Origin of the sequence: Proteiniborus sp. MB09-C3 (assembly GCF_030263895.1) — a bacterium.
Lineage (GTDB): Bacteria > Bacillota > Clostridia > Tissierellales > Proteiniboraceae > Proteiniborus.
The window spans coordinates 3034087-3059753 of sequence record NZ_CP127161.1; the positions used below are offsets into that span (position 1 = coordinate 3034087).

Annotated in this window: 29 protein-coding genes, 3 tRNA genes and 1 other annotated feature; of the genes, 7 read left to right on the top strand and 25 right to left on the bottom strand. The window is 32.2% G+C overall.

The genetic code is table 11. The annotated features are described in order from the left end of the window. Positions 1 to 25 precede the first annotated feature (25 nt). Genes rplT through infC form a run of 3 tightly spaced genes read right to left on the bottom strand, consistent with a single transcriptional unit; the run spans position 26 to position 1147 of the window. Complete coding sequence (rplT, locus tag QO263_RS15090; protein ID WP_285623110.1) at positions 26 to 376, bottom strand: 50S ribosomal protein L20; 351 nt, start codon at positions 374 to 376, stop codon at positions 26 to 28. Positions 377 to 402: 26 nt separating this feature from the next. Next, positions 403 to 597, bottom strand: coding sequence for a 50S ribosomal protein L35 (rpmI, locus tag QO263_RS15095; RefSeq protein ID WP_285623113.1), 195 nt, complete (start codon positions 595 to 597; stop codon positions 403 to 405). 22 nt (positions 598 to 619) lie between these two features. Next, positions 620 to 1147 (bottom strand): translation initiation factor IF-3, encoded by a 528-nt coding sequence (gene infC, locus QO263_RS15100; RefSeq protein WP_285623115.1) that lies wholly within the window; start codon positions 1145 to 1147, stop codon positions 620 to 622. A gap of 352 nt (positions 1148 to 1499) precedes the next feature. On the opposite strand from infC, the gene ftsH reads away from it, so the two are divergent. Further along, the gene (gene ftsH / locus QO263_RS15105; protein WP_285623119.1) at positions 1500 to 3080 is read left to right on the top strand and encodes an ATP-dependent zinc metalloprotease FtsH; all 1581 of its coding nucleotides are present in this window, start codon (positions 1500 to 1502) and stop codon (positions 3078 to 3080) included. A 71-nt stretch (positions 3081 to 3151) separates the two neighbouring features. Here the strand turns inward: ftsH and QO263_RS15110 are convergent, their stop codons facing one another. From QO263_RS15110 to QO263_RS15160, 11 genes are all read right to left on the bottom strand, one after another. Further along, complete coding sequence (locus QO263_RS15110) at positions 3152 to 3754, bottom strand: DUF445 domain-containing protein (protein ID WP_285623121.1); 603 nt, start codon at positions 3752 to 3754, stop codon at positions 3152 to 3154. A gap of 279 nt (positions 3755 to 4033) precedes the next feature. Next, on the bottom strand, positions 4034 to 4936 hold the full coding sequence (ytxC, locus tag QO263_RS15115) for a putative sporulation protein YtxC (RefSeq protein ID WP_285623122.1): 903 nt from the start codon (positions 4934 to 4936) through the stop codon (positions 4034 to 4036). Between the two features lie 81 nt (positions 4937 to 5017). Next, positions 5018 to 5755: a DUF6873 family GME fold protein gene (locus tag QO263_RS15120; RefSeq protein ID WP_285623124.1), complete on the bottom strand. Its 738-nt coding sequence runs from the start codon at positions 5753 to 5755 to the stop codon at positions 5018 to 5020. 114 nt (positions 5756 to 5869) lie between these two features. Beyond that, positions 5870 to 5944, bottom strand: a tRNA-Cys gene (locus QO263_RS15125). A gap of 198 nt (positions 5945 to 6142) precedes the next feature. Continuing rightward, positions 6143 to 6217 (bottom strand) — tRNA-Gly (locus QO263_RS15130). Positions 6218 to 6236: 19 nt separating this feature from the next. Continuing rightward, a tRNA-Phe gene (locus QO263_RS15135) sits at positions 6237 to 6312 on the bottom strand. A 104-nt stretch (positions 6313 to 6416) separates the two neighbouring features. Further along, positions 6417 to 7301: an Hsp33 family molecular chaperone HslO gene (gene hslO, locus QO263_RS15140; RefSeq protein WP_285623126.1), complete on the bottom strand. Its 885-nt coding sequence runs from the start codon at positions 7299 to 7301 to the stop codon at positions 6417 to 6419. 205 nt (positions 7302 to 7506) lie between these two features. Continuing rightward, positions 7507 to 7707 carry a cold-shock protein gene (locus QO263_RS15145; protein WP_285623129.1) on the bottom strand — a complete coding sequence of 67 codons (201 nt, stop codon included), beginning with the start codon at positions 7705 to 7707 and terminating at the stop codon, positions 7507 to 7509. Positions 7708 to 7863: 156 nt separating this feature from the next. Beyond that, on the bottom strand, positions 7864 to 8601 hold the full coding sequence (locus tag QO263_RS15150) for a class I SAM-dependent DNA methyltransferase (RefSeq protein ID WP_285623132.1): 738 nt from the start codon (positions 8599 to 8601) through the stop codon (positions 7864 to 7866). A gap of 95 nt (positions 8602 to 8696) precedes the next feature. Then, the gene (locus QO263_RS15155) at positions 8697 to 8894 is read right to left on the bottom strand and encodes an alpha/beta-type small acid-soluble spore protein (protein ID WP_502928673.1); all 198 of its coding nucleotides are present in this window, start codon (positions 8892 to 8894) and stop codon (positions 8697 to 8699) included. A 295-nt stretch (positions 8895 to 9189) separates the two neighbouring features. Continuing rightward, on the bottom strand, positions 9190 to 10164 hold the full coding sequence (locus tag QO263_RS15160; protein WP_285623137.1) for a type II CAAX endopeptidase family protein: 975 nt from the start codon (positions 10162 to 10164) through the stop codon (positions 9190 to 9192). A 189-nt stretch (positions 10165 to 10353) separates the two neighbouring features. Here QO263_RS15160 and dapA point away from each other — a divergent pair, with 189 nt between their 5' ends. Together dapA and dapB are read left to right on the top strand one after the other, a co-directional pair. Continuing rightward, positions 10354 to 11232, top strand: coding sequence for a 4-hydroxy-tetrahydrodipicolinate synthase (gene dapA / locus QO263_RS15165; protein WP_285623140.1), 879 nt, complete (start codon positions 10354 to 10356; stop codon positions 11230 to 11232). A 9-nt stretch (positions 11233 to 11241) separates the two neighbouring features. Continuing rightward, the gene (gene dapB, locus QO263_RS15170; RefSeq protein WP_285623143.1) at positions 11242 to 12006 is read left to right on the top strand and encodes a 4-hydroxy-tetrahydrodipicolinate reductase; all 765 of its coding nucleotides are present in this window, start codon (positions 11242 to 11244) and stop codon (positions 12004 to 12006) included. Positions 12007 to 12047: 41 nt separating this feature from the next. Here dapB and hpt read toward each other — a convergent pair whose 3' ends face one another. Next, positions 12048 to 12575 (bottom strand): hypoxanthine phosphoribosyltransferase, encoded by a 528-nt coding sequence (gene hpt, locus QO263_RS15175; protein WP_285623146.1) that lies wholly within the window; start codon positions 12573 to 12575, stop codon positions 12048 to 12050. Positions 12576 to 12917: 342 nt separating this feature from the next. Here hpt and QO263_RS15180 point away from each other — a divergent pair, with 342 nt between their 5' ends. Next, a complete protein-coding gene (locus tag QO263_RS15180) occupies positions 12918 to 13091 on the top strand; it encodes a hypothetical protein (protein WP_285623149.1) in 174 nt (57 codons plus the stop codon). Positions 13092 to 13094: 3 nt separating this feature from the next. Here the strand turns inward: QO263_RS15180 and QO263_RS15185 are convergent, their stop codons facing one another. From QO263_RS15185 to QO263_RS15200, 4 genes are all read right to left on the bottom strand, one after another. Then, complete coding sequence (locus QO263_RS15185; protein WP_285623151.1) at positions 13095 to 14987, bottom strand: N-6 DNA methylase family protein; 1893 nt, start codon at positions 14985 to 14987, stop codon at positions 13095 to 13097. 16 nt (positions 14988 to 15003) lie between these two features. Next, positions 15004 to 15135: a hypothetical protein gene (locus tag QO263_RS15190; protein ID WP_285623155.1), complete on the bottom strand. Its 132-nt coding sequence runs from the start codon at positions 15133 to 15135 to the stop codon at positions 15004 to 15006. A 40-nt stretch (positions 15136 to 15175) separates the two neighbouring features. Next, positions 15176 to 15850: a single-stranded DNA-binding protein gene (locus QO263_RS15195; protein WP_285623157.1), complete on the bottom strand. Its 675-nt coding sequence runs from the start codon at positions 15848 to 15850 to the stop codon at positions 15176 to 15178. A gap of 238 nt (positions 15851 to 16088) precedes the next feature. After that, positions 16089 to 17525: a Mur ligase family protein gene (locus tag QO263_RS15200; RefSeq protein ID WP_285623160.1), complete on the bottom strand. Its 1437-nt coding sequence runs from the start codon at positions 17523 to 17525 to the stop codon at positions 16089 to 16091. A 171-nt stretch (positions 17526 to 17696) separates the two neighbouring features. On the opposite strand from QO263_RS15200, the gene QO263_RS15205 reads away from it, so the two are divergent. Further along, a complete protein-coding gene (locus QO263_RS15205; protein WP_285623163.1) occupies positions 17697 to 17861 on the top strand; it encodes a small, acid-soluble spore protein, alpha/beta type in 165 nt (54 codons plus the stop codon). A 93-nt stretch (positions 17862 to 17954) separates the two neighbouring features. Here QO263_RS15205 and QO263_RS15210 read toward each other — a convergent pair whose 3' ends face one another. Then, positions 17955 to 18725: a polysaccharide deacetylase family protein gene (locus QO263_RS15210; protein WP_285623166.1), complete on the bottom strand. Its 771-nt coding sequence runs from the start codon at positions 18723 to 18725 to the stop codon at positions 17955 to 17957. Between the two features lie 190 nt (positions 18726 to 18915). Beyond that, positions 18916 to 19168: a binding site (T-box leader), on the top strand. 56 nt (positions 19169 to 19224) lie between these two features. Between QO263_RS15210 and QO263_RS15215 the strand changes: the two genes are divergently transcribed. Next, entirely contained in the window at positions 19225 to 19704 is a 480-nt protein-coding gene (locus QO263_RS15215) for an Lrp/AsnC family transcriptional regulator (protein ID WP_285623169.1), read from the top strand. After that, positions 19701 to 20870 carry an aminotransferase class I/II-fold pyridoxal phosphate-dependent enzyme gene (locus QO263_RS15220; protein ID WP_285623172.1) on the top strand — a complete coding sequence of 390 codons (1170 nt, stop codon included), beginning with the start codon at positions 19701 to 19703 and terminating at the stop codon, positions 20868 to 20870. Before QO263_RS15215 ends, QO263_RS15220 begins: the two co-directional genes overlap by 4 nt. Before the next feature lie 163 nt (positions 20871 to 21033). Here QO263_RS15220 and QO263_RS15225 read toward each other — a convergent pair whose 3' ends face one another. From QO263_RS15225 to QO263_RS15245, 5 genes are all read right to left on the bottom strand, one after another. After that, the gene (locus tag QO263_RS15225) at positions 21034 to 21426 is read right to left on the bottom strand and encodes a MaoC family dehydratase (protein ID WP_285623174.1); all 393 of its coding nucleotides are present in this window, start codon (positions 21424 to 21426) and stop codon (positions 21034 to 21036) included. Positions 21427 to 21437: 11 nt separating this feature from the next. Then, positions 21438 to 22100, bottom strand: a complete 663-nt coding sequence (locus QO263_RS15230; RefSeq protein WP_285623177.1) for a 3-oxoacid CoA-transferase subunit B — start codon at positions 22098 to 22100, stop codon at positions 21438 to 21440. After that, positions 22101 to 22766, bottom strand: a complete 666-nt coding sequence (locus tag QO263_RS15235; protein ID WP_285623179.1) for a CoA transferase subunit A — start codon at positions 22764 to 22766, stop codon at positions 22101 to 22103. It lies immediately after the preceding gene. Between the two features lie 69 nt (positions 22767 to 22835). Then, on the bottom strand, positions 22836 to 24167 hold the full coding sequence (locus QO263_RS15240) for a short-chain fatty acid transporter (RefSeq protein WP_285623181.1): 1332 nt from the start codon (positions 24165 to 24167) through the stop codon (positions 22836 to 22838). 96 nt (positions 24168 to 24263) lie between these two features. Next, a complete protein-coding gene (locus tag QO263_RS15245) occupies positions 24264 to 25454 on the bottom strand; it encodes an acetyl-CoA C-acetyltransferase (RefSeq protein WP_285623184.1) in 1191 nt (396 codons plus the stop codon). Positions 25455 to 25667 lie beyond the last annotated feature (213 nt).

The window sequence follows — 25667 nt, forward strand, 5'->3', positions numbered from 1 at the left end:
GCTCCGTAATCGGAACTTTTATTGTCTAAGCATTCTTAGCAATTTCAACTAATCTTGCAAATCCTTGTGCATCATGAATTGCCATTTCTGAAAGCATTTTTCTATTTACCTCTATATTAGCTTTCTTTAAGCCATTTATAAAGGTGCTATAGGACATACCATTAATTCTAGCTGCAGCATTTATTCTTGTAATCCAAAGTTTTCTAAAATCTCTCTTTCTTAATTTACGTCCTACATATGCATATTGAAGTGATTTCATTACAGCCTGATTAGCTGGTCTATAAAGTTTGCTCTTTGCACCATAATAGCCTTTTGCAGACTTTAAAATTTTTCTATGTTTTTTCTTTGCATTTATTGCTTTTTTTACTCTAGCCATCTATTCTCTCCTCCTCGTTCATCCAATTAGTATGGTAATAATGGTCTTATTCTTTTTTCGTCTCCAGAGCTAACTAATGTTGCTTTTCTTAATTTTCTAATTCTCTTTGCAGACTTCTTACCAGTTAAGTGGCTTTTATATGCTTGATGTCTCTTTAATTTCCCAGATCCTGTTTTCTTAAATCTTTTTGCTGCTCCTCTATGTGTTTTCATTTTTGGCATAATGTTTCCTCCTTCCAAGTAATCAGTTTTTTGGGTTCAAATACATTACCATGTTTCTGCCTTCTAGTTTTGGCTGCTTATCTATGACTCCATACTCCGAAGTTATTTCAGCAAATTTCTTAAGTACAACTTCTCCTTTTTCAGTATGGCCCATTTCTCTTCCTCTGAATCTAACTGTAACTTTTACCTTATCTTCATCCTTCAAGAAATCAATGGCTCTTTTAGCCTTGACATTTAAATCATTAGCCTCAATAGTAGGTGTAAGTCTAATTTCCTTAATAGTAATAACTTTTTGATTTTTTCTTGCTTCTTTTTCTCTTTTTGCAAGCTCATACTTGTATTTACCGTAATCCATTATTCTACACACTGGTGGTTTTGCATTTGGAGCTATCATAACCAAATCTAGCTTCCTATCATCTGCAACCTCCATGGCTTTTTTTGATGACATAATGCCAAGTTGTTCTCCATTAACATCAATCAGCCTAATTTCTTTTTCTCTGATTTCCTCATTTACCTGAAGTTCTTTAATATTAAGACACCTCCTGAACATTTTTGATAACATAAAAGCGGATAGTAAAAACCATCCGCCATATTACACGACAATAAAAGCAATTAATCTTGCTTGTAATTCGTCAATATTAACCTTATGAGCATATGTGCTGTAAGGTGAGAAGCGGATACTACTTCTACTTTGTTTTTTTCTAATGTAATTCTTAGTATATTATATGCAATCATTGGACAATTGTCAAATCTTTTTTTGATTTTTTTATGAAATAATTTTCATCAATAATTTTCATTATTTTTCTTTTTCTATTAGCCTCATTTATCTAATATTAACATAAACATTGGTTAAAATAATACTATCAATTTAAACTTTTCAAAAATGATTAGAAAACTTTTCAATGAAGAGGGTGATTAATATATTAAAGAAGAAAATAACATTTGTGATTGTGATAATTTGCCTTTCACTATCTACTTTTCTAATATATGAAAAGTATTTTTCTAGTATAAATTTAGTTAACGTTTCAAATGGTGATAGATTTTTTATTTGGATGGTAACATCAATAGTATTAATATACTATATAAAGCTTGACTCTAAACCGACCTTAGCACCAGCTTCTTTTAGCAGTGAAAAGAAGAAGACAGATGATTCTCCTAATGAAAACAATAAACCCAGTGTATCTTTTAAAGATGTTGCAGGATTAGATGAGGTAAAGGAGGAACTTCAAGAAATTACCGATTTTATAAACAACTCCGAAAAGTATATTAAAATGGGAGCTAAAATTCCTAGAGGAGTTCTATTTTATGGACCACCTGGTACTGGTAAAACGTTGCTTGCAAAGGCTCTAGCTGGTGAAACAAAATCAACCTTTTTATATGCCAGTGGCTCTGAATTTGTTGAAAAATATGTCGGTGTAGGCGCTAAAAGAGTTCGTACATTATTTGAGAAGGCTAAAAAAGAAGCACCAAGTATTGTGTTTATAGACGAAATCGATGCTATAGGCTCAAGACGAAATTCAGACAGCAACAATGAAAAAGACCAGACCTTAAATCAGCTTCTCGTCGAAATGGACGGATTTTACAGATCTCAAACTGTTATAGTTATAGGAGCTACAAATAGACTAGACCTTTTAGATGAAGCGCTTCTAAGACCTGGTAGATTTGACAGGCATGTATATGTAGGAAATCCAAATGTTAGGGCTAGAAAAGAAATATTTGGTGTTCATACTAAAGATAAGCCTTTAGATGCCAGTATTAATATAGAAGATTTAGCTAAAAAAACCCATGGATTTTCAGGAGCACAGCTAGCGAATATTGTAAATGAAGCAGCTATAATTGCTGTAAGAAATAAAAAGAAGGTAATAGACATAAATGATTTTAACTCTGCCATTGAAAGAGTTGTAGCAGGACTAGAAGTGAAAAATCCTTCTGTATTAGATAAAGAAAAAAAAATTATATCCTATCATGAGGCAGGTCATGCTCTTGTAGGAAAACTTCTAAATGTGGATATGATACAAAAAATATCAATAGTCCCTAGAGGGCAGGCATTAGGCTATGTCTTAAGAGTGCCAGATGAAGATAGGTACTTACTGACTGAAAAAGAGCTTCATGATAAGATAAAAGTACTTCTTGCAGGAAGAGCCGCTGAATATGCAGTTTTTGGTGAAATAACAACTGGAGCCAAGGATGATCTTGTTAAAGCTACTGAGATTGCTCAAGAAATGGTATGTAGCTATGGGATGAGTTCTCTTGGAAATATATCAATAAAAGAGCAGTATATAAAGTATTCCTTTCATAAGGTTGATAAAGAGATTAAAAGTATTTTAAACAGCTGTTATAGTGATGCGTTACATCTGATAAAATCTAACAGAGATATACTACGCTTAGTTTCTGAATATCTCCTAGAAAATGAAACAATGACTGGTGATGAACTAAATTGTATATTTGACCAGTATAATAACTCACATGTAATGGCTACTTAGAAAATAAATATTAATAAAGTTCAGGGAGCTTAATCGGCCCCTGAACTTTATTTTATAAGAAATAAAAGACTCTATATAAAAGTAGCTATCAATCCTTGAACTATACCAATAATAAATCCTAAAACTCCACCTAATATTTCAATATGCTTTAATTCAGTTTTTGCTATTGAAACTATTATCTCCTCTATTCTTTCAATACCAAAGGAATTGATTTTCTCTTCAACAATTTCAGATATACTTATATCTTTAGAAGCTTTATCAATACCTTTTCTTATTAAGTCATTAATAAGAACCTCTCCATCCTTTTCAATGAGTTCATCTACATAAGAATAAATCATGTTTTTAAAGAGACTAGGTATAAGCGATGGAAGCTTGTCTTTTATTATCTCATTAATTTTATTTTTAATAGCAGTTTTTATCTGTGATATATTTTGCTCTCCTACTACTTTATCTACAATTTCCTCCAAGGATAAAAGCTCTTGCTCAATAACATTACCTATGCTCTTTGCTATTTCATCTCTACGTTTTGGTATCAAGCCCTGAATACTATAATTAAGTAAAGGAATCTTTACAGGATGAAAAGGTCTAAATAATAGTCTAATGGCAATTAGATTTGTGATCCATCCAATCAAAGCTCCTATTGATGCAAATATCAAAATTTTTATTATTATCATAGTCTCACCTTCTATTAACATTATGCGACTTATTATAACATATTTTGCAGGTATATAAAATATAGTTATAATACTACCCCATAATCTTATAAGGAAGACTTTTCCGATAAAAGCGTTCAGAAAATCGGGTTAGGTCATTTTACACAGTCTCGCTACACAAATTTATTTGCTCGCTATCGCTCACATAAATTTGGTGCTCGTTGCGTTTGACCTACCAACGATTCTTTCGATAAAAACACTCGAAACAATCGGGTTAGGTCATAAAACATCCTTCCAAAGTTAGTATCCTTTGAAAGGATGAGATGAGACATCAGTACAGCATAAATCACAGCCCTCACATATAGTGACCTTGCTTAAGAAAATATTTTTGATTATGTTGATTATATCAAAATTATTTGTCCCGTTATCTAAATGAATAATAATCTTTCTAGGTGCTATAGTTATAAGTGAGCTTATAAGTAAATCATCATAATTAATATCTATTTCAGATAGTTCTTCGCCTATCTCTTCAAGAAATTCGTTATTTATTGCCAGCCTTTTTTCATCAATTAATTTATATTTATTGTTACTAAATATGATATTTACTACCTCTCTTTTCGGCTCTTGGATTTCCACAAAATATTGAAGTATTTTTATGAACTCTTTATACTCTTTTTCAGCAAAATAATCCTCTATATTTTTATCTATAGCATCTTCTATAGTATCTAGATAGTATTTTAGCCTAAAGTTTATAAAACCCTCTATGTTAATTGAATCGTTTTCTTCTAAAAAATCAATTACAGATTTTAATATCCTAGATTTCTTACTTATTTTGTATATTATTCCCTCTGTGTTGATGTATTCATTTTTTTTCAAGTAATCTAGTGTACTTGCTTTTATCTTTTCCTTTTCATCCTTATCAAAATAATATAAATTATAATGTAATAGTCTTTCAACTATGTTCTCTTGATACATATCTATTATCACATCAGCAATGCCATTAGCCATATAATGCTTAAACACATTTTTAATGTTTTTATGTTTTTCGCTGCTTTTATTACTTAAGTTATAATCAACAAGAAAAAAATCTCCGCATTTGCCAGTATTTTTTTCTATAATTAAATCTTCCTTTTTAAAAATATCTATATATTTATTTAGTATATCATCTGCTTCAACCTTTGATGCAATCGTAAGTAGTCTCATTTGCTTCACTCCTTTCTGCTGTAATAGTAGTATATGTTTAATATAAAGGTATATTCTCATAATAATGATGTAATAAATGTATTAAAAAGTAATTATTGAACCAATATCAATCATTCTATTGTTACTCAAATAAATCGGCTTTATTTTGTATTTTTTCAAAAAACCATTTATTTTATTTAGACTAGGATGCTTTTGTATACTTCCTGACAGAAGCAATTCATCTTTTGAAAGCATACCCGTAGCTCCTCCAATGAAGCCATAATTCAGACCTGGCAGTTCAATAAATCCTTCTTCAACTAAAAGCACGTCTATACTATGTTTTTTTAATTCTTTATAGATAGAAGGATCAGAAGTAATGCCTATATCTTCACCTATTATTGCTAAAGAACATTTTGAATATCCCTGCTTCACATTAATAAAATCTATGCCTTCTTTTGCCATATAAAACTTTAGCTTTTCATCTGTATATTTAGTATTGTGAACTGCATATTTCGAAATCCTTGCTACATTATATGCAATGTTTTCAGGATAGTTTCTACTGAGTTTTTTCTCTCCTTTAATAACTTCTATGTCATAAATAGAGAGTATATCGCTATAATAATCATATACATTTGGAGCAACTATTACCTTATTATAGTTAATAGGGTGTATTACTATATCAGGATGGTAGGATATAGAATCATATAGTTCTTCACATTTACATGTTTTTATTACCTCTAATCCATGCTTAATTAAATTTTCTTTAATTTCATAGCTAATTCTACCATCTACAATTGCTATACTAGCTTTACCATAAGGAATAAATGGATTTTTACACATAAGATACTGTCTCCTTATTCTGTCTTTATTATTATCATATATACCACAATACAGGATAAAAAATACAAAAAATAAAAAAGCCTTCCTTTTAAGAAGACTAAATTTTTAAGTATATGGAGGCGACACCCAGATTTGAACTGGGGAGTAAAGGTTTTGCAGACCTCTGCCTTACCACTTGGCTATGTCGCCGTTATTACATATTTGATATAAAATACTTATGTTTGATAAGTAACGCATCAACTAAGCGATTCGCACAAAACGAAAAACATGTTTTGGCTCTCTGCTTATGCCTTACCACTTGGCTATGTCGCCGTTATTAAAATTGTTTGGTTAGGTCAACTTGGAACTCTTATAGGACAACTAATTGTTCCTTACGGGTAAAATTAATGGAGCGGAAGACGAGATTCGAACTCGCGACCCTCGCCTTGGCAAGGCGATGCTCTACCACTGAGCCACTTCCGCATGACCACTTTCGCATAGCTGGTGCCCAGAGGCGGAATCGAACCACCGACACGGGGATTTTCAGTCCCCTGCTCTACCTACTGAGCTATCTGGGCATAATTCCTCTCTAGCGACAGATTTTAGTATACAATATTCTAAGCATAATGTCAATAGTATTTTAAAAATTTATCTCAAGGCTATTAGGCCATTAGAACTCCCATTATGAGCTTGCTCCATTTAGCAACTCGTTAAGCTCATCTCTATTAAAATGATACTTTTGGTTACAAAAATGGCAAACTAGCTCTGCCTCGCCATCCTCTTCAATTATCCTCTCCAATTCCGTCCTTCCGATAGCTATCAAGGCTTTTTGTATCCTTTCAACAGAACAATCACAGGTTAACTTAACTGCTACTTTATCTTTTATATCCATATTAAAGCCACTGCAAACATTGAATAGTATATCTTCTGGTGTATAACCTTTTTCAATTAATGATGATACAGGTGGAGTATTAGCTAAATTGCTTTCAAGTCTATCTAATGCTTCTTCAGTTGCATCAGGCAAAACCTGGATAATATAACCTCCTGCAGCTTTAATCGAAGTATCCCTATCTACTAGTACCCCTAAAGCTACTGCTGACGGCTGCTGTTCAGAATAAGCAAAATAATTCGTCAAATCTTCGGCTATTTCACCTGTCACTATATCTGATTGCCCAATATATGGCTCCTTTAAGCCAAAGTCCCTAATTACTGTAACTTTTCCATTTCTCCCAACTGCGCCACCTACGTCTAGCTTGCCATTTTCTTTTAATTGCAAATCAACATTAGGGTCTCCAACATATCCTTTTACTTCTCCCTTGCTATTTGCCACAGCTAGTACTGTACCTAGAGGACCTCCTCCTTTTAATTGGATAGATATAGTCTCTTTTTCATTTTTAAGCATGGTGCCCATAATAGCTGCTGCAGTTAGAGTACGTCCCAAAGCAGCAGAAGCAGTCGGTGTTGTATTATGTATATTCCTAGCATTATTAACTAAGGTAGTTGTATTTGCTACAAAAACTCTAATATTTCCTTTATCATCCATAGCTCTTATAACATAATCCTGCATAAATATCCTCCTGTGCATTTTTGTAGAAGTCATCTATTTTTTTATCTATTTTAATCATATTTTCTTTGCTGCCTTGTCTTTTAGTTATATATAATATATATTTTACTTAATAATTCAAAAATAATCAAAAAATATGAAAGCCCCACTAAGGGGCTATGCTACCGTCAGAAAACTATATATATATAAAGTTTAATGTAATAGTCAATTATAGTTTTGTAACATTTGTAGCTTGAGGTCCTTTTTCACCTTGAACTATTTCGAATTCAACGTTTTGTCCCTCATCTAAAGTTTTGAATCCATCTCCAGAAATTGCAGAATAATGAACAAATACATCTTCTCCAGCTTCAGTTGATATAAATCCATAGCCTTTTGTTGCATTAAACCATTTTACTGTACCTTTAACCATTTAAAACATTCCTCCATATACTGAAAAATTTGCAGATGAACCTCTTATGTACATCCACCTTCAATTGCTAGTTTATCACATGAAAATATCTTTGTCAATTAATATTCCCAGCTAAATCCCTATTCATTCAATGCTTTGGGCATAATACAAAACATGCTATTTTATCGCAAAAAAAGTTAACCTTTCACTTTCAGAAGTAGGTGATTCCTTGGAATATCCATCGTATACTTTAACTATCCTAAAGCCAGATTTTTTAAGTGCAGTTTCTATTTCTAAAGAAGTATAAGCTTTTTCAATATGTAATTCATCAAACCTTTTGTATAGCTCCTGTTCTTTAACAAAAAAAGTTATATAGAATTCACAAGTATTATCATCCTCATTATACTCGTTCTCCCAAACATAAAATACCTCTTCGTTATCTTCAACAAATACATTGTTGCCTATAACATTTTTTAGTTTATAATATGAATTTACATCAAAAATAAATACTCCATCGGACTTTAAATGAGAGTACACATTAACAAAGGTCTTTATCAACTCAGAATATTCAGTTATGTAGTTTATACTGTCACATACAGAAATAACTGCATCAAATTCCTTATTAAATTCAAATCCCACCATATTTTGCTTAAATAGTTGAATATTTCTGTATGAGTCCAGCTTATTGTATGCAACTGATAGCATATCCTCAGATAAATCAAAAGCAGTTACAGCATACCCCTCTTGACACAAAAGGCTAGTGAAATTTCCAGTCCCGCAGCCCATTTCTAATACCTCATGTGGTTTTTTATCATGTGCTTGTAAAATATATTTTATGAAATCTATCCAACTAGCATAGTCTACATCTTCCATTAGTTTATCGTAAATATGAGCAAATTCTATGTAAGCCTCCATATTTTGATCCCCTTTTCTAAATCTCAAAATGCTCTGCTTAATATCTATTCAATTTTAGTACAATTCTATTAAATATTCAACTATTCTGTTACCTATTACTTTATCTCTTTGTTATTAACTTTTGCACTATTTCTATTTCGCACCGTCATGATACCACCAATTCTTCCGGTTTCCTTCGCAGTAAGTCCTCCCCATCCAACTTCCTTAATTTTTTCCATCAGTCCTAGTTCTTTTGCTATCTCGTATTTTAATTTATCTTGAGGCGTTTCAATTTTTATTTTTTTCTTTTTCACGAATATCATTCCTCCTTCTACCTATTATTTGAAAAAAGAGAAATTTTATTCTTGTACTATATGTAATAAAAATGTTACCTAATCTAAACAAGTATTAAGATTGCGTAAAAGTTAACTAATTCCCTTGATTTATATGTATCTTGTATGTTAAACTGAGGTCTGAGAAAGATACTACTTTCCCACTCCCCCTTTAATATATAATTGTATATATTAAATTACACTGAATAAAGGACCTACTTTCCCCAGGTAGGTCCTTTGTTATTCTACTCCATAAAGATTTCAGCAATCTGCTTGTTTACATTTTAAAAGATAAATATGTTACATAGATAAATATCAGTAAAACTAGAAATATTGGAATATAAGAAGCTATGCCTTCTTTAGTACTTCTTTCTATTCCCTCTCCCTCATATATAATAGTGTCTATTTGAATATTAGAATACATATTTTCAGACTTCTTATCTTCAACCCCTGGCAATAGCTTTAAAAGAAAGAAAACTATTATCCCGCAAATTACTGCTACAAAACCTATTCCAATACCTCCTATTAACATAGCCGTAGTATCTGAAATAGCTCCAGATACTGCTGCGTCTGCTGCCATTTCCGGATCTATGCTTATTTTAGTTACAAGCATTCCCAATACTAACGCAAAGGCATTGTTAGCTGTATGGGCAATAATAGAAGAAAAAATACTGCCAGTCTTATGAACAATATATCCAAATATCAGACCTAAATAGATGGGTCCAAGTAAGTTCTGAATATTAAAATGAAACATACCAAATAAAATAGCAGAACATATTATACTTAATTTCATACCACGCTTTTCATATGCTTTCATCACAAATCCTCTAAACATTACTTCTTCACATATTCCTGCTGATAAAGCTATTACTATTAGACCTATTATCATTTCCTGACTGTTTTCAGGTATTGGTACAGGATTAGGGCTTATTTTTCCAAAATAATTTAAAACTATCAGCATTAAGTAATTGAAAAATGTTCCAATGGGATAAGAAAAAATAACTATTAACGGAATAAGTAATGCCTGCTTAATAGAAATCTTATTGAGTCTAAGAACCTCTTTAAGACTATAGCCTCTCATTTTTAAATAAAAAATTGTAGGTATAAGTATAATTATAAATTCAGTAATTAATAATCCTGAATATATTTCTTTTCTTTGCACATATGAACCTAAGAGTAGCAAGATAATCCCAATAAACAAATAAAAAAAATTGGCCTCAAGTATGGAAGGCCTTGAATTGTCCTTTATCATTAATTAACCTCCTGTATTAAATTTAAATTCCACATTCTATTCTATCATTTATTGCTCATTAAATTCAATTACTATTAGTATATTCTGTATCTTTTTAATATCTATAGTAATATATTATATTTAAGGAGGTAGAATATCAGAAAGTTTTCTGATAGTCTAATTATGATATAACAAATAAGGAGGGATTTGATGGCTTTGTTTAAGGGATCAGGAGTCGCAATAATTACACCTTTTAAAAATAATCAAGTAGATTTTGAAAAACTTGAAGAATTACTAGAATGGCATATTGAAGAGCAAACCGATGCCATAATTATCTGTGGTACAACAGGTGAAGCTTCAACAATGACTGATAAGGAACGTTTAGAAACTATAAAATTTACAGTAGATAAAATTAACAAAAGAATTCCTGTTATAGCAGGTACAGGAAGCAACAACACTCATCATACAGTTGATATGAGTAGAAATGCTGAAAATATCGGAGTAGATGGACTGCTTATAGTAAACCCATATTATAATAAGACCACTCAAAGAGGCCTTGTAGTTCACTACAATACTATTGCAGATAGTGTTAATATACCTATAATCGTGTATAATGTTCCAGGCAGAACAGGACTAAACATCACTCCAAATACCTTATCTGAATTATCTAAGCATCCTAATATAAGAGGAGTTAAAGAAGCTAGTGGCAATATAAGTCAGGTCGCTGAAATAGCTCGTCTATGTCCAGAGAATTTTGCAATTTACTCTGGCAATGATGATATGGTAGTTCCGCTCTTATCCTTAGGAGGAATAGGTGTTATATCCGTAGTAGCAAACATACTTCCAAGGGATACACATGATATGGTATTTAGTTATTTAGAAAAGGATATGGAAAAAGCTAAACATCTTCAGCTTAGGATGAAGCCTTTAATAGATGCTCTATTTATAGAAACAAATCCGATTCCAATAAAGAAGGCTATGAATCTATTAGGCATGGATGTAGGGGATTTAAGGCTACCACTAGTTGAGATGTCAGAAGAAGGCTCCAAGGTGCTTATCCGAGAACTAAAAAACTATAATATGCTATAGGAGGTCGCCATGCTAAATGTAATAGTAAATGGATGTCATGGGAAGATGGGGCAGGTATTAGTATATCAAATCAAGCAGGACAACGAGCTTAAAATAATTGCTGGCATAGATAGAGAGCCAAGAAGAATAAAAGTAGACTTTCCAGTCTATGACAATATATTTGATTGTAAAGAAAAAGCAGATGTTGTCATAGATTTTTCTAGACCTGAAACTCTACAGGGACTTTTGGACTATTCAGTAAAAACTAACACTCCACTAGTAATAGCAACTACAGGCATGTCTCCCCAAGATATGAATAATATAAAAGAAGTATCAAAAAAAGTTCCTATTTTCCAGTCTGCAAATATGTCAGTCGGAATGAATGTCTTAATAAAGTTAGCTAGGGAAGCAGCTAAGATAATGGAAGACTCTACAGATATTGAAATAGTTGAAAGACATCACAACTTAAAGGTAGATGCGCCAAGTGGTACAGCTTACTTAATTGCAAATAAAATAAATGACAGCTTAAAAAATCCTAAACAATACATCTATGGAAGACATACTAAAACAGAAAGAAGAAATGAAAATGAAATTGGAATTCACGCAATACGAGGTGGAACCATAGTAGGCGATCATACTGTAATATTTGCTGGCAGCGATGAAATAATTGAAATATCACATAGTGCTACATCTAAGAACATATTTGCCTTAGGAGCTATAAAAGCTGCCAAGTTTATAGCTAATAAGGAACCTGCTTTTTATAATATGGATAATTTAATGGAAAATAAGATATGAATTTAAAAGAGCTGATTTTGCAATCAGCTCTCTCTCTATAATTAATCAACAAATGAAAAAATGTAAGGAACATTTCTGTAATAATCTCCATAATTTAAACCATATCCAACTATAAATAAATCAGGAATAGTAAATCCTACGTAATCAGATGTAATTTCAGTCTTTCTTCTTTCAGGCTTGTCTAACATAACACAAGATTTAATACTATTTGGATTCTTCTTCTTCAAATGCTCTAAAATCTTTTCCATAGTTAGTCCTGTATCCATAATATCATCAACAACTAATACATCTCTACCTTCTATGTCATCCTTAATATCATTGACAATATTTACTAGTCCTGACGATTCTTCACCATGACCATAGCTTGCAGTAGTTATGAATTCTATTTGTATAGGCACATCAATCTCCCTTACTAAATCCGAAGCAAAAATAAAACTTCCCCTTAAGAGAGATATAACTACTAAATTTTTTCCTTCATAATCCTTACTTATCTGTTGACCTAGTTCCTTAACTCTTTTCTTTATATCATCAGCAGAGAATAGTATTTTTTGTTCTTTGTCAGTAACCATAAAAATCAACCCCTTTAGGAATAATTATGAAATATTATAATAACAACCCTGTATATTTTAAACTCATTCTAAACCATACAATTTGCTTTGTCAATAATTTGATTAAAGCATTTTTACAAAAGCATTAAAGCAATTTATGTAACAATTTTATTACATAATTAAAATATACTATTAAAAGAAGGATTTTTAGAAATCGTATAGAATATATATCGAATATATGCTAATGGTAAACTTTTTTACATTCTTTCTCTGGTAAATATATTATTTGTTATGTATTTTTTGTTTTCTTTTGACTATATTTAAAATATATTAATAAAAAACTTTATGTCGGAGTTGACAAATATGACGGATATAAGAGATATTAAAGAAATAGAAAGAAAGTTAGTTGAACTTTCCTCGGCATTTATTATATTATTTGATAACCTTAAAGCAAAGGGTATCATTAGTCAGGAGGAATACGATGCTCATACTATGGTTAAAAGAGATTTTTTACATAGGATTAGCAATAATCACTGATAGCTAATTTATTTCCCTATTTATAATTTCAATTTCTTTTGAATTTAGGCTAAACACCTGAAATATAATCTCGTCTAAAAAGAGATTCAAAGAATCCCTTCTTTTTTCATGTTCAATAATAACCATACTATCTAGATCATCCTTTGCATATATTTTCGTATTTAAAAGTATAATCTCATCTACTAGACTTCTTATTTTTTGTTGTATATTTTCATGAGGAATTTTAATAGGACTATATTGAATATGAAATATCTTAAGCTGCGGAAACAATTTTCCCTTTTCTCTTATTAAAGTACTATACAAAAAGTGAAAAAGCTTTGAATTTAATAATGCTAATACGTATTTAATATCTAATGTATTTTCATAGCTACCTTTGATTACTAAAGAATAGAGGGTATTTAAAATATAATATCTCTCATTATCATATGAGCAAATGAATTTATCTGCTGTTTGCCTAATAATCAGTTTTTCCTTATTTATCATGTCCTCCCTCATAAATGTTGCATATTCGCCTTTACTTCTATTTATTATGCTTTTATCATCGATAAAATATATACCTGACCACTGATGACAAAACCTTTGTACATTTTTCCCTTCTAACACTTTTTTTGCATAGGTTCGATTCTCATTTGTTGTCAAAAGCTTTTTTCTGACATTGCCAGTTGCTATACCAGCAACTACTTCTGCTACATCCTTTATTCTTAAGGAACAATCATTATATATTTTTTCTCTAAGCTTAAAGGTTTCATATGAAGAATCAATATCAAAAACGTTCAGAAGCGTATTTTCATAAAACCTTTGAGGAATTTCTTTATGTTCCTTTATTTTTATATCTCTTTTTTTATCTTCACTATTAGAAATATTTTTACATATAATCAGATCATCTGCTGTTGAAATGTCTTTATGCATGGAAATAATGATCATGTTCATTCCCACATCTTCAAAAATTCCTTCTCCTAAATTGATTATGCTTGTAATAGATGAATTTTCTAGTATAAACCTTCTAACTGGAGCAAAGTTATTGTTAGATAATAGATTTCCAGGTACAACGAAATAAAGATATCCGCCCTTTTTTAGCAATAATATCGACTTTTCAATAAAAAGTCCATAAATATCAAATCTTCCTATTGCAGTTCTAAAATTTTTTTTCATGTATTCTTTATCAAAATATTTATTCAGACCTCTATTTTCTAGATATGGTGGATTACCTATTATTAAATCAAAATGATTTTTACTAAATAAGGGTTCTGTCAAGAAATTATCTGCAAATAAGTTATATGTAAAGCCGTTAAGCTTGCCAGTTTTCTTAAACACTTTAATCATCAGCAAATATCTGCATATTTCTATTGCCCTGGGATCAACATCTATTCCATATAAATTATTTTGTATAATGTACCTGCATATATCTATGCAATCATAGTTTGTTCTATCTAAATACAGCTCATATAGCAGGTCAAAAATATATGCTAAAAATACTCCGCAGCCACAAGCAGGCTCTAGTATCTTTATGTCTTCTAAGTCATGATAGTCTAGTAAAGCTTCATTAACTGAGCCATCTACTATATATTGGACTATCCACTCTGGAGTATAATAAATACTATATTTTTCTTTTTTATTTATTCTTTTCCCTACTATGTACTCATAAATTCTAGACAAAACCATATAGTCATACCAAAATTCTTTTAAGTCATCACTTTCGAGAAGTGAATATGCCCTGCACTCCTGTGCCTTTAATAGCTTATCTGCATCTAATTTTTTTATCTGTTCGTCTCTAACTCCATGTTCTCTTAAAGTGAGTAAAACTGCAGAATAAATTATATCCTCTTCTATTCTTCCATAGGATTTTGTGGGATACATTTCATAAATACTTTCGATTATAGCTAATAAGGGCTTCATATTCCTTCACCTGCTCTTAATCAATGATTTTTTTCTGAAGCAATATTTTTTTTATCTCTTTTAATTCTATTAAAATTTTATTTAATGAATACTGCATACTAACAAGTATAGTCAAAAAAACAAAAATAATAATAATCTTATGATCCATATTATCACCTCAATAGAATTATACCAAAAAACAAGACCTTTTAAAGGTCTTGTTTTTTCCCTTCTCTATTATTATCTTCCCTTACAAATTCTAGTTTTGATATTGAAACCTCAAATGCCACCTTGTTTAATACTTCTCCTTCGCCTGTTCTCTTCTGATATTCACGGCTTTGGATTCTTCCCCATAATCTTATGTGATCGCCAATCTGAAGCTTTTCGCAAAATCTTGCATTTCTTCCCCAGGCGATGCAAGGTATGTAGTCAGATTTGTTATAAGGCCTATTAACTGCTACTAATAAATCTGTTATCTCTCTACCAAACGGAGTTGTCCTGTATACAGGCATTTTGCATATATATCCGTCAAGATAGATTTCATTTGGTCTTTTTAGCAATTCATTAAGTTCTTCTTCGGTTTCAGGAATGTGTGCATCCCTTGCAAATACTGTTAGAACTAATTTGTTGCTTCCACTTACATATCTGTTATAAGACCTTAGCTGTCCTTCAACTACTACATTTACCCCTGGTTTAAGATCCATATTAACTAAAAGTCTTTCAGAAATTGTAATTGGTAACACATCAGAATAGTCACTTAGTCTAGGTACCTCTAAATCAAAAGAATAAAAGCCCTCCCCATACATTTCATGACTAAACTCCTTATCATTGATTATCTTGCCCACTACGGTTATTGAATTCGAATCAATTACCTTGTCAGCCATCAAACCCCACTCCCCTTCCTATTCTTATGTTTTTTTAATCTAAAATATGTTTATTCTGTATTTCTCAATAATATGAATTTTTTTTAGATCATTAGTAAAATAAAAATAAGAACAATGTCATAGAATAATATTCTATAGTGTTTATTAGACACAAAAAGGAAAATTCCTTCTAAAATACCACAATTTATTATTTTTAAGCTTATTTAAAGAAAAAAACTTATTCCTATTCAGAATAAGTCTAATCTATGTGAAGCAATTTTTTTATAATCTTTTTTCCCTCATCCATGCCCTGAGCTCCTAGCATTAGTATCAAATCATTTTTCTCTACTATTCTTAATGCCTCTTGCAAAGAATCCACTAATGTATCATTAATTACATATTTAACTCTCATTTTATCTAAAGTAGCTTTATAGGCTAGAATCTCTCCCCTTCTCACATTATCCTCAACTCCTGTTGCATCTTTGCTAAGTGTCAAAATAAGATTTACATTTTTCATAGTATCACACCAAGAGCCTATAATCTTTGCATTATTTCTGTTGATCTGTACCCCTCTATTTCCTCTTATGGAATTAACTATAATTAACCTGTTAAAATCTAATGATTGAATAGTTTCAAAAATAACTTCATAACCAGACGGGTTATGACAAAAGTCGTCAATTATTAAATAGTTTTTATCAAATATTATACTAAGCCTTCTATCTATTCCGGTAAATTTACTTAATGATTTAGCTATTTCAAAAGGTTGTACACCAAAACAAAGAGCTCCACTAATAGCAGCCAAGGAATTATATATGTTATGTCTTCCTATTAATTTCAGAAATATAGGTAGTTCCATAGGCTCAATCTCCGCGCTATTTAATGCCGTCAATCCTCTTTGTATACATAGATTGAAATTGATACCATCTAGTAGCTTTAGGCTAGACGCTGTAATACTAGACTTAGGATTTAATCCATAGGTAACTGCTATTGTATTTGTATTTCCTTCTATAAGCTTTAGCCCTTCATTATCATCTAAATTGATTATCGAAATTCCATTTTTCTTCAATGAATCAAACAGCATTTTTTTTGATTTTATATAATCACTCTTAGTTTTATGAAAATTCATATGATCATAACCAATATTAGTATGTATAGCCATATCAAAGTCTAATCCATAAACTCTTTCTAGTTTCAGTCCATGGGATGATACTTCCATAATGACTACTTCAACCTTTTCTTTTGCCATTTCGTTTAGTGCATAAAATAAAACTTCAGGATCTGGAGTTGTTAGGTTTGTAGGTATATGTTTTTCACCAAACTTGATACCTAATGTCCCGATGACAGCAGTTCTAAATCCTGCTTCTTTTAGAATGTGCTCTAGTATATAAGAAGTAGTAGTTTTACCATTGGTGCCAGTTATTCCAACTAATATAATTTTTTGCGATGGATAGTCATAATATTGGTTAAGTAACTCCGCTAGCTTTTTTCTGGAATTTTCAACCTTTATTACAGGTATGCAGCCAGTTTTAATACCATCCTCTGTATAAATAATACTTGCCCCTCTTTTTATTGCCTCATCTATGTACTGGTTACCATCCTTACTTTTTCCACTTATTGCAACAAAAGCAAATCCCTTCTGCACCTTGCTTGAATCACATGTAATACCTGTAATATTCACTCCATCTGTTTTCATCATATCAGCTCTCCTTGTAAAGTCTTTAAAAAAGAAGACGGGTAAAAAATCCTATGAATATAGGTTTACCTTTACATGTTTTTTTATGTGTAAATGACACATCGTTTTCCTAGTTCCGTTAAATTCCAATAATATTTTTTGAAATTAATCAAAGAATAATTGAGAGGTGATAAAATGAAAAATAAAAATATTTCTCCTAATGCAAGGCAGGCTTTTCAAAGCTTTAAAGAAGAGTTAGCCAAGGACATGGAGCTTGACCTAAGAGATAGAGATGACCATATCACTAAAATGATGGAAAATGAAAACACAGATAAGTATACTCATCTAGGAAGATCGTAATAACAAAAATCAGGTTAGGTCACTTTCCGATAAAAGTTTTCAGAAAATCGGGTTAGGTCATAAAAAAGTAAAGTAAGGCTTAAAAGTCTTACTTTACTGCTTTTTGATTTGCTTTCCATTATTATCAATATAGAAATCATCTTTATGAATAAGCTCTGATATAGGAACTATTTTATAGCCATCGGTCTGTAGCTTTTCTAGGATAATAGGCAAATATTCGGATACATACTTAGCATTGTTATGAAAAAGAACTATTGAACCATTTTTTACATTTCTAGTAACTCTATCTACTACGGGCTGAACTCCGAATTCTTTCCAGTCAAGTGAATCTACATCCCATTGTATTACATAGTACCCATTTTCTCTACAAACTCTTATTAATCTATCATTATAATCACCAAAAGGTGGTCTGAATAATATGGTTTTTTTGCCTGTAACATTTTTTATGCTGTCTTCTGTTGTTTTTATTTCCTTAATTATCTGGATATCATCTAGCTTAGACATGTATGGATGGTTTGTTGAATGATTTCCAATTTCATGTCCTCTCCTATCTATTTCTTTGACTACTTCAGGATATTTTTTTACCCAAAAATCTACAAGAAAAAAGGTGGTTTTCACATTATACTTGTCCAGAGTGTCTAATATATCATTAGTAAAATCTGTCCCCCATGCTGCATCAAAGCTAATTGCTATCTTTTTTTCAGGAGTATCAACATAGTATATTGGCAGTTCCCTAGCAGGTGAAAAAACGCTCCTAATTCCATTTTCTTTTATAACTCCAGTAAACATGATTGATACAACTAGAAGTATCAATACTGCGGTTACTTTTATAGCAACTTTTTTATTTAATATATAAACCTTCATTCTTCCCCTCCTTAAAATATTGTTATTATAATTTATTCTTCTGTTCTAGTATTATTACTTATAAAAATAAAAAAGCTGTGACTTCCATAGTTCATAATGTTTTATCAGTGAAAAAAGCAAGCAAAAATACTAGTTAATAGCTATTGATAATAAACTTCTTTATGGTTATAATATAAGGAATATATAATTTTGAAAGATGATGATAAGAAGTAGTACATTAAGGAAACTTTTTAGAGAGCTGGAGAATGGTGAAACTTTAGCAAGGGAACTTTATGGAAGCAGTCTTTGAATCTCACACTGCGAACTAAGAATTTGCACTCTTAAAGTAGCTAGTGACGTGTCCTCACGTTATAGGGGATGGAATATATCTATATATTCTAGCTAAGTGAGCAATCTATTTGCTTATTAGGGTGGTACCGCGAAGTAAATCCTTCGTCCCTTTCTGGGATGCAGGATTTTTTTATTACAAAAAATAGAAGGGTTAAATAGGAGGGTTAAAGTGGAAGAAATTCTTGAGATTTTAGAAAAAAATAGTAGGTATACTGATGAAGAAATAGCTGTCATGTCTGGAAAAACAGTTGAAGAAGTTAGAGAAGCTATTCGTGATTTTGAGGAAAAGAGTATAATAGCTGGCTTTACTACTCTCATAAACTGGGAGAATACTGGTAAGGAAACAGTTACTGCTTTAATCGAGGTTAAAATTGCTCCACAAAGAGGAGAAGGTTTTGATAAGGTAGCTGAAAGAATATATAAATTTTCTGAGGTAAAAGCTTGTTATCTTATGTCAGGAGATTTTGATTTAACAGTAATTGTTGAAGGAAAAACCATGAAGGAAGTTGCTCTTTTTGTATCTCAGAAGCTAGCAGTGCAGGAATACGTACTTAGTACGTCTACACATTTTATCCTTAAAAAATATAAGGAGCATGGTACAGTATTTAAACCAAAACAAATAGATAGAAGAGAGGTATTGATTATATGATACTAGAAAATATGATTCTAGATAATATAAAAAACATGCCCCCATCTGGTATAAGAAAATATTTTGACATGATTAATGAAATGAAGGATGTTATATCTTTAGGAGTAGGAGAGCCTGATTTCGTTACTCCATGGAATATAAGGGAAGCAGGAGTATATTCTCTTGAAGAAGGTCATACTCATTACTCTTCTAATGCTGGATTCATTGAACTGCGTGTTGAAATATCAAAATATTTAAACAGGAGATTTAATCTTTTATATAATCCTGATAACGAAATAATAGTTACTGTGGGTGGAAGTGAAGGTATAGATATTGCACTCAGAGCTTTGGTAGGTCCTGGTGATGAAGTCATTATTCCGGAGCCAAGCTTTGTAGCCTATAAGGGATGTACGACTTTTACAGGTGCAACTCCAAAGGTACTAGAGCTTCGGGAAGAGAATGAATTTAAACTCACTCCTGAAATGCTAGAAAAAGCTATTACTCCAAAAACCAAGGTAGTCATCATTCCATTCCCTAATAACCCAACAGGAGCCATAATGACTAGACAGGAGCTAAGTGAAATTGTTGAAGTGTTAAAGGACAAAGAATTAATAGTAATTTCTGATGAAATTTATGCGGAGCTTTCCTATTCTGGAGAACATGCTTCTATAGCTAGTTTTCCAGAAATGAAGGATAAGACTATAGTTATCAATGGGTTTTCTAAAGCTTTTGCTATGACAGGTTGGAGACTTGGATATGTGTGTGGACATCATATATTAGTCGAAGCCATGAAAAAAATTCATCAATATGCCATAATGTGCTCCCCAACAGTTTCTCAATATGCAGCTATTGAAGCATTAAAAAATGGTGAACATGGTGTCAGGGAAATGGTTAAAGAATATAACAGGAGAAGAAGAGTGCTTGTTAATGGTTTTAGAAAGATGGGATTAGATTGTTTTGAACCCTTAGGAGCCTTTTACGTATTCCCAAGTATTAAGCCAACAGGCATGAACTCTGATGAATTCTGTGAAAAGCTTCTTATGACAGAAAAGGTGCTTACTGTACCAGGTAATGCTTTTGGAGATTGTGGTGAAGGTTTTATTAGAGCCTGCTATGCATCGTCTATGGATAATATAGTCGAAGCCTTAAAAAGAATAGAAAGATTTGTTGATACTCAAAAGCATTAACTGAGCAATAAAATTACTTAATTAAACACATCAGTTTCAATTTCAGCTGATGTGTTTTTTGTCCTTTAGAGTACTATCATCTCATTGTGATTTGCCATTGTATAAAGTTTATAATTATAAAGGTGAGTCAAAGGACAGCCTCTGACTCACAAATTTTTTATATTTAATCATTTAATTTTATGATTTTTCCAGTTCCTACTAGCACTTCTTCGCCCTTTTCATTTGTGCATTTACACTGTAATGTAACTTTTCCCTTCTCTGTAACCTCTGTAACTACTACTGAAGCTTCTATTGTGTCTCCAATAAATACAGGTCCTCTAAAAGATTCATCTTGAGATAGATATACATATCCAGGAAAATATCTTCCGATTATTGTTGAGAATAAACTAGCTGTTAGCATTCCATATACAAGCCTTTTGCCAAACCTGCTATTTCTAGCAAATACTTCATCTATATGCCAAGGACTGCTATCTCCAATTATCCCTCCAAATAAATACACATCTGACTCAGAGAAAGTCTTTCTAAACGAATAGGTATCTCCAATTTTCGGTATCATTTTTTTCCTCCTTAAATAGCCATTTCTTTTACTTTTGGATCCACTATTAATTCTGCCTCTGTTTTTAATAGAACATCTACAACAGATACTCCAGGAGCTACTTCTTTTAATACTAGGCCTTTTTCTGTTACTTGCATGAATGCCAAATCAGTTACGATATAATCAGCTACCTTAGCTCCAGTAAGTGGAAATGTGCACTCTTTAAGAATCTTCGATTTTCCATCCTTTGAACAATGATCTGTTGCTACTATTACAGTTTTTGCTCCTGCAACTAAATCCATTGCTCCTCCCATTCCTGCCAGTTTGCCGCCAGGAACTATCCAGTTTGCTAAGTTCCCATATTGGTCAACCTGTAAAGCACCAAGCACGGTGTAATCTAAATGTCCACCTCTGATTATGCCAAATGACATTGAACTATCAAAGACACATCCGCCAGGTAAAATAGTACAGAACAGCTTACTTGCATCCACAAAGAAAGGATCTTCTTCTCCTGGTACTGCTGGAGGTCCTCCCCCGATTATTCCGTTTTCTGCATGTAGCCAAACCTTTACTCCTTCAGGTAGATACTGTGGAACTAGTCCTGGTATACCAACCCCTAGGTTCACTAAATCACCATCTTTAAACTCTAATGCTATTCTTTTAGCAATAATTTCTCTTGGTTTTAATCCTGCCATTTATTGACCCTCCCTTTGTACTAAAATGTCTACAAAAGTGCCTGGAACCATTATTGAGTCTGGATCTAGCTCTCCCATTTCTACAATAGGATTAACTACCGAAGCAATAACAAGATCAGCTGCTGTACACATTACATCATTGAAGTTCCTTTGAGTACGTCTAAAGATAAGATTTCCATTTTTATCAGCTGCATAGGCTTCTACTATGGCTACATTAGCTTTAAGTGGCGTGTGATACAGCCAGTCTTTGCCATCTAGATTCATTCTCTTACCTAATCCATTTTCCTCTATTGCTGTATCAAGACCTGTTGGTGTCAACACCCCACCTAAACCAAATCCAGCAGCTCTTATTCTTTCTACTAATGTTCCTTGAGGATTTAATTCAAGCTCCATCTCTCCTTTTTCTACCAACTCCGGGATTATAGGAGTTAGTCCACACCATGAACAGATAAATTTTTTTACACATCCAGCATATATAAGCTTGCCTACTCCTTCATCTGGAGTTCCTCCATCATTTGATACAACTGTAATATCTTTTACTCCCTGTGCTATCATTTCATCTATTATATTATCTGGTGTTCCTACAGCATAAAATCCACCAGCGTGTACTACTGAGCCACTTTTAATATAGCTTGCTGCTTCCTTTGCACTCATTATTTTAGCCATTATTACACCTCCAAGATTTTAAAAGTTCAATCAATATATTTGCAATAGTTTTCCTGCTGTAAAAAGCTATTAAGGTATGAATGTAATTCCTAAACCGAAGGCGATGCCCCCAAGTATAAGTGCCAATATACAATATCCCATTATATCTTTTGCCTTCATATTAGCTATAGCAAGTAAAGGCAAAGCCCAGAATGGCTGTATCATATTAGTCCATTGATCTCCCCATGCAACTGCCATTGCTACTCTAGCAGGATCAGCTCCCATTGTTTTAGCTGCTTCCATCATTATAGGTCCTTGTACTGCCCATTGGCTTCCACCAGATGGTACAAAGAAATTTATAAAGCCTGCACTTAAAAGTGAAAATAGCGGCAATGTTTTAACTGTAGATATTGAAACAAATGCATTCGATATAATTGTTGCTAATCCTGAATCTATCATAAGACCCATTATTCCTCCATATAGAGGGAACTGCATAACTATTGGACCAAGAGATTTTCCACCCTCTACGCAGTTATCAATAAATTGTCTAGGTGTTTTGTTTAGCAATAATGCTATTGTTAAAAAGCTCATATTAGTACTATCCATAGTTAAACCGCCGTCCTTAGCGAAAAATCTAACCATAAATATAGCTGCACCAATTCCTAGTACTAAATTTATAATTCTTGCATTTTCTAGTTTATCAGCAAAAGTCATTTTACTTCTATCAAGAACTACAGTTGCTGCTAACTCATCGTCTCCAAATATAGCTGGATCTACTTCTTTTATATCTTCCTTTTTTTCTGGAGCTAGTCTGCTCATTAGAAGAGGAGTTAAGATTAAAAGCGCTAAAGCAGTTATTATGTTAAAAGGTGCAAATATTGTTTGTGAAGTAGGGATTATTCCAATCATTCCCTCTAGGAAGTGACCAGGTGTAGCTATGCTTAGTGCAGTACTACTTGTATATCCCATATGCCATATTAAAAATCCTGAATATCCTGATGCTACTAGTAATGGATAATGACATCCTTTTACGTTTTTAGCTAGTTCCTTAGCCATTATTGCTCCAACTACTAATCCTGCAGCCCATGATAGCAAAGAGAATATTCCTGCAATAAAGCTAGCAAGAAAATATGCTCTAACTGGAGTTCTAGCTGTTTTACATACTTTCTTCAGCATTTTATCTACTGGTTCCGTTCTTATAATTGCTGTACTAAACACAAGGGCAATACTTATTTGCATAGTAAATACTAAAAGTCCCCAAAGTCCTTTGGACCAAGCATCGATTAATCCCAGTGGCTTTGAATCAGTAAATATTAATGCTGCAATATATACTACAAAAGTCAATATGGCTGCAAATATATATGGGTCTGGCATGTATTTCTCTACAACTTTAACTAAAAAATTACTAACCTTCTTTAACATACAATTTCCCTCTCCTTTAATTTTAATTTTTAATTATATATTTTAATTTGAGGAATTCTTATTTTAAATTAAACAGCAGGAAAACTATTTGAATTGCTATTCTACTTCTACGTAAACTGCATCTCCTTGGGCCATTCCACTACATATAGCACATACGCCTTTTTTCTTGCCTTGTCTTTTTAATTCATATATAAGAGTCATTAATATTCTAGCTCCTGAAGCTCCTATAGGATGTCCTACAGCTACTGCTGAACCATTGACGTTTACCTTTTCATCCATTGTTTCTTCGTCCATTCCTAAAATCTTACAGCTTACTAAAGGCACTGCTGCAAAAGCTTCATTTATTTCAATTAAATCCATATCGTCAACTGTCATGTTATTCTTATCTAAGATTTTCTTTATAGACAATCCTGGAACAGTTGCTATATATTTTGATGGTTGTGATACCTGAGCATAGTCTTTTATAACTGCTAGTGGTTTCAAACCTAGTGCATCTGCTTTTTCTCTTGACATAACAACTACTGCTGAACCACCATCATTTACTCCTGGAGCATTTCCTGCTGTAACACTGCCGTCTTTTGAAAAAACAGGAGGCAGATTTTGTAAAGTTTCTAAAGTAGTTTCAGGTCTTGGAAATTCATCTTTTTCAAATATCGTTGTACCTTTTTTGCTCTTAATCTCTACTTTAACTCTTTCATCTTCAAACTTATTTTCTTCTTCTGCTTTTTGCCATCTCATTTGACTTCTATATGCCCACTTATCTTGTGCTTCTCTTGAGACATCAAATTCCGCTGCAACTTGTCCACCTATTACTGCCATATGGACATCGTTTTCCGGACACCAAAGGCCATCATTAATCATGGCATCCACTAAGTTTACATTACCCATTTTACTTCCCCATCTTGTATTAGGAGAAATGTAAGGTATATTACTCATGCTTTCCATTCCACCTGCTACTACTATGTCCGCATCTCCTGATTTAATGATTTGTGCAGCTAAAGTAACTGCCTTTAGTGCAGAACCGCATACTTTATTGATTGTGAATACTGGTACCTCTGATGGAATACCTGCAAGAATAGAAGCTTGTCTTCCAGGAACTTGTCCTGCACCTGCTGGTACTACCATTCCCATTATAACTTCATCTACTTGATCCCCAGTAATACTAGCTCTCTTTAGAGCTTCTTTAATTGCAATAGATCCTAATTCAACTGCTTTAAAATTCTTCAAAGTACCACCAAATTTTCCAAAAGGCGTTCTTGCTGCACTTACAATAACAACTTCTCTCATTGACTTTTCCTCCTTCTTATTTTGTTTTACGGATATATATAATAGCAATTTAGATGCCAACTTAGAAAAAATCAATTATATTTTTCTATACACTTGTTATTTACTAGCTTATAAAAATTCATCTATTTTTTTATTGTTGTTTTATCGATTATTTTTCCGTATTTATATGCAAATCTGCCTATTCACAAAAAATATCACTTGCATTTTTGCATA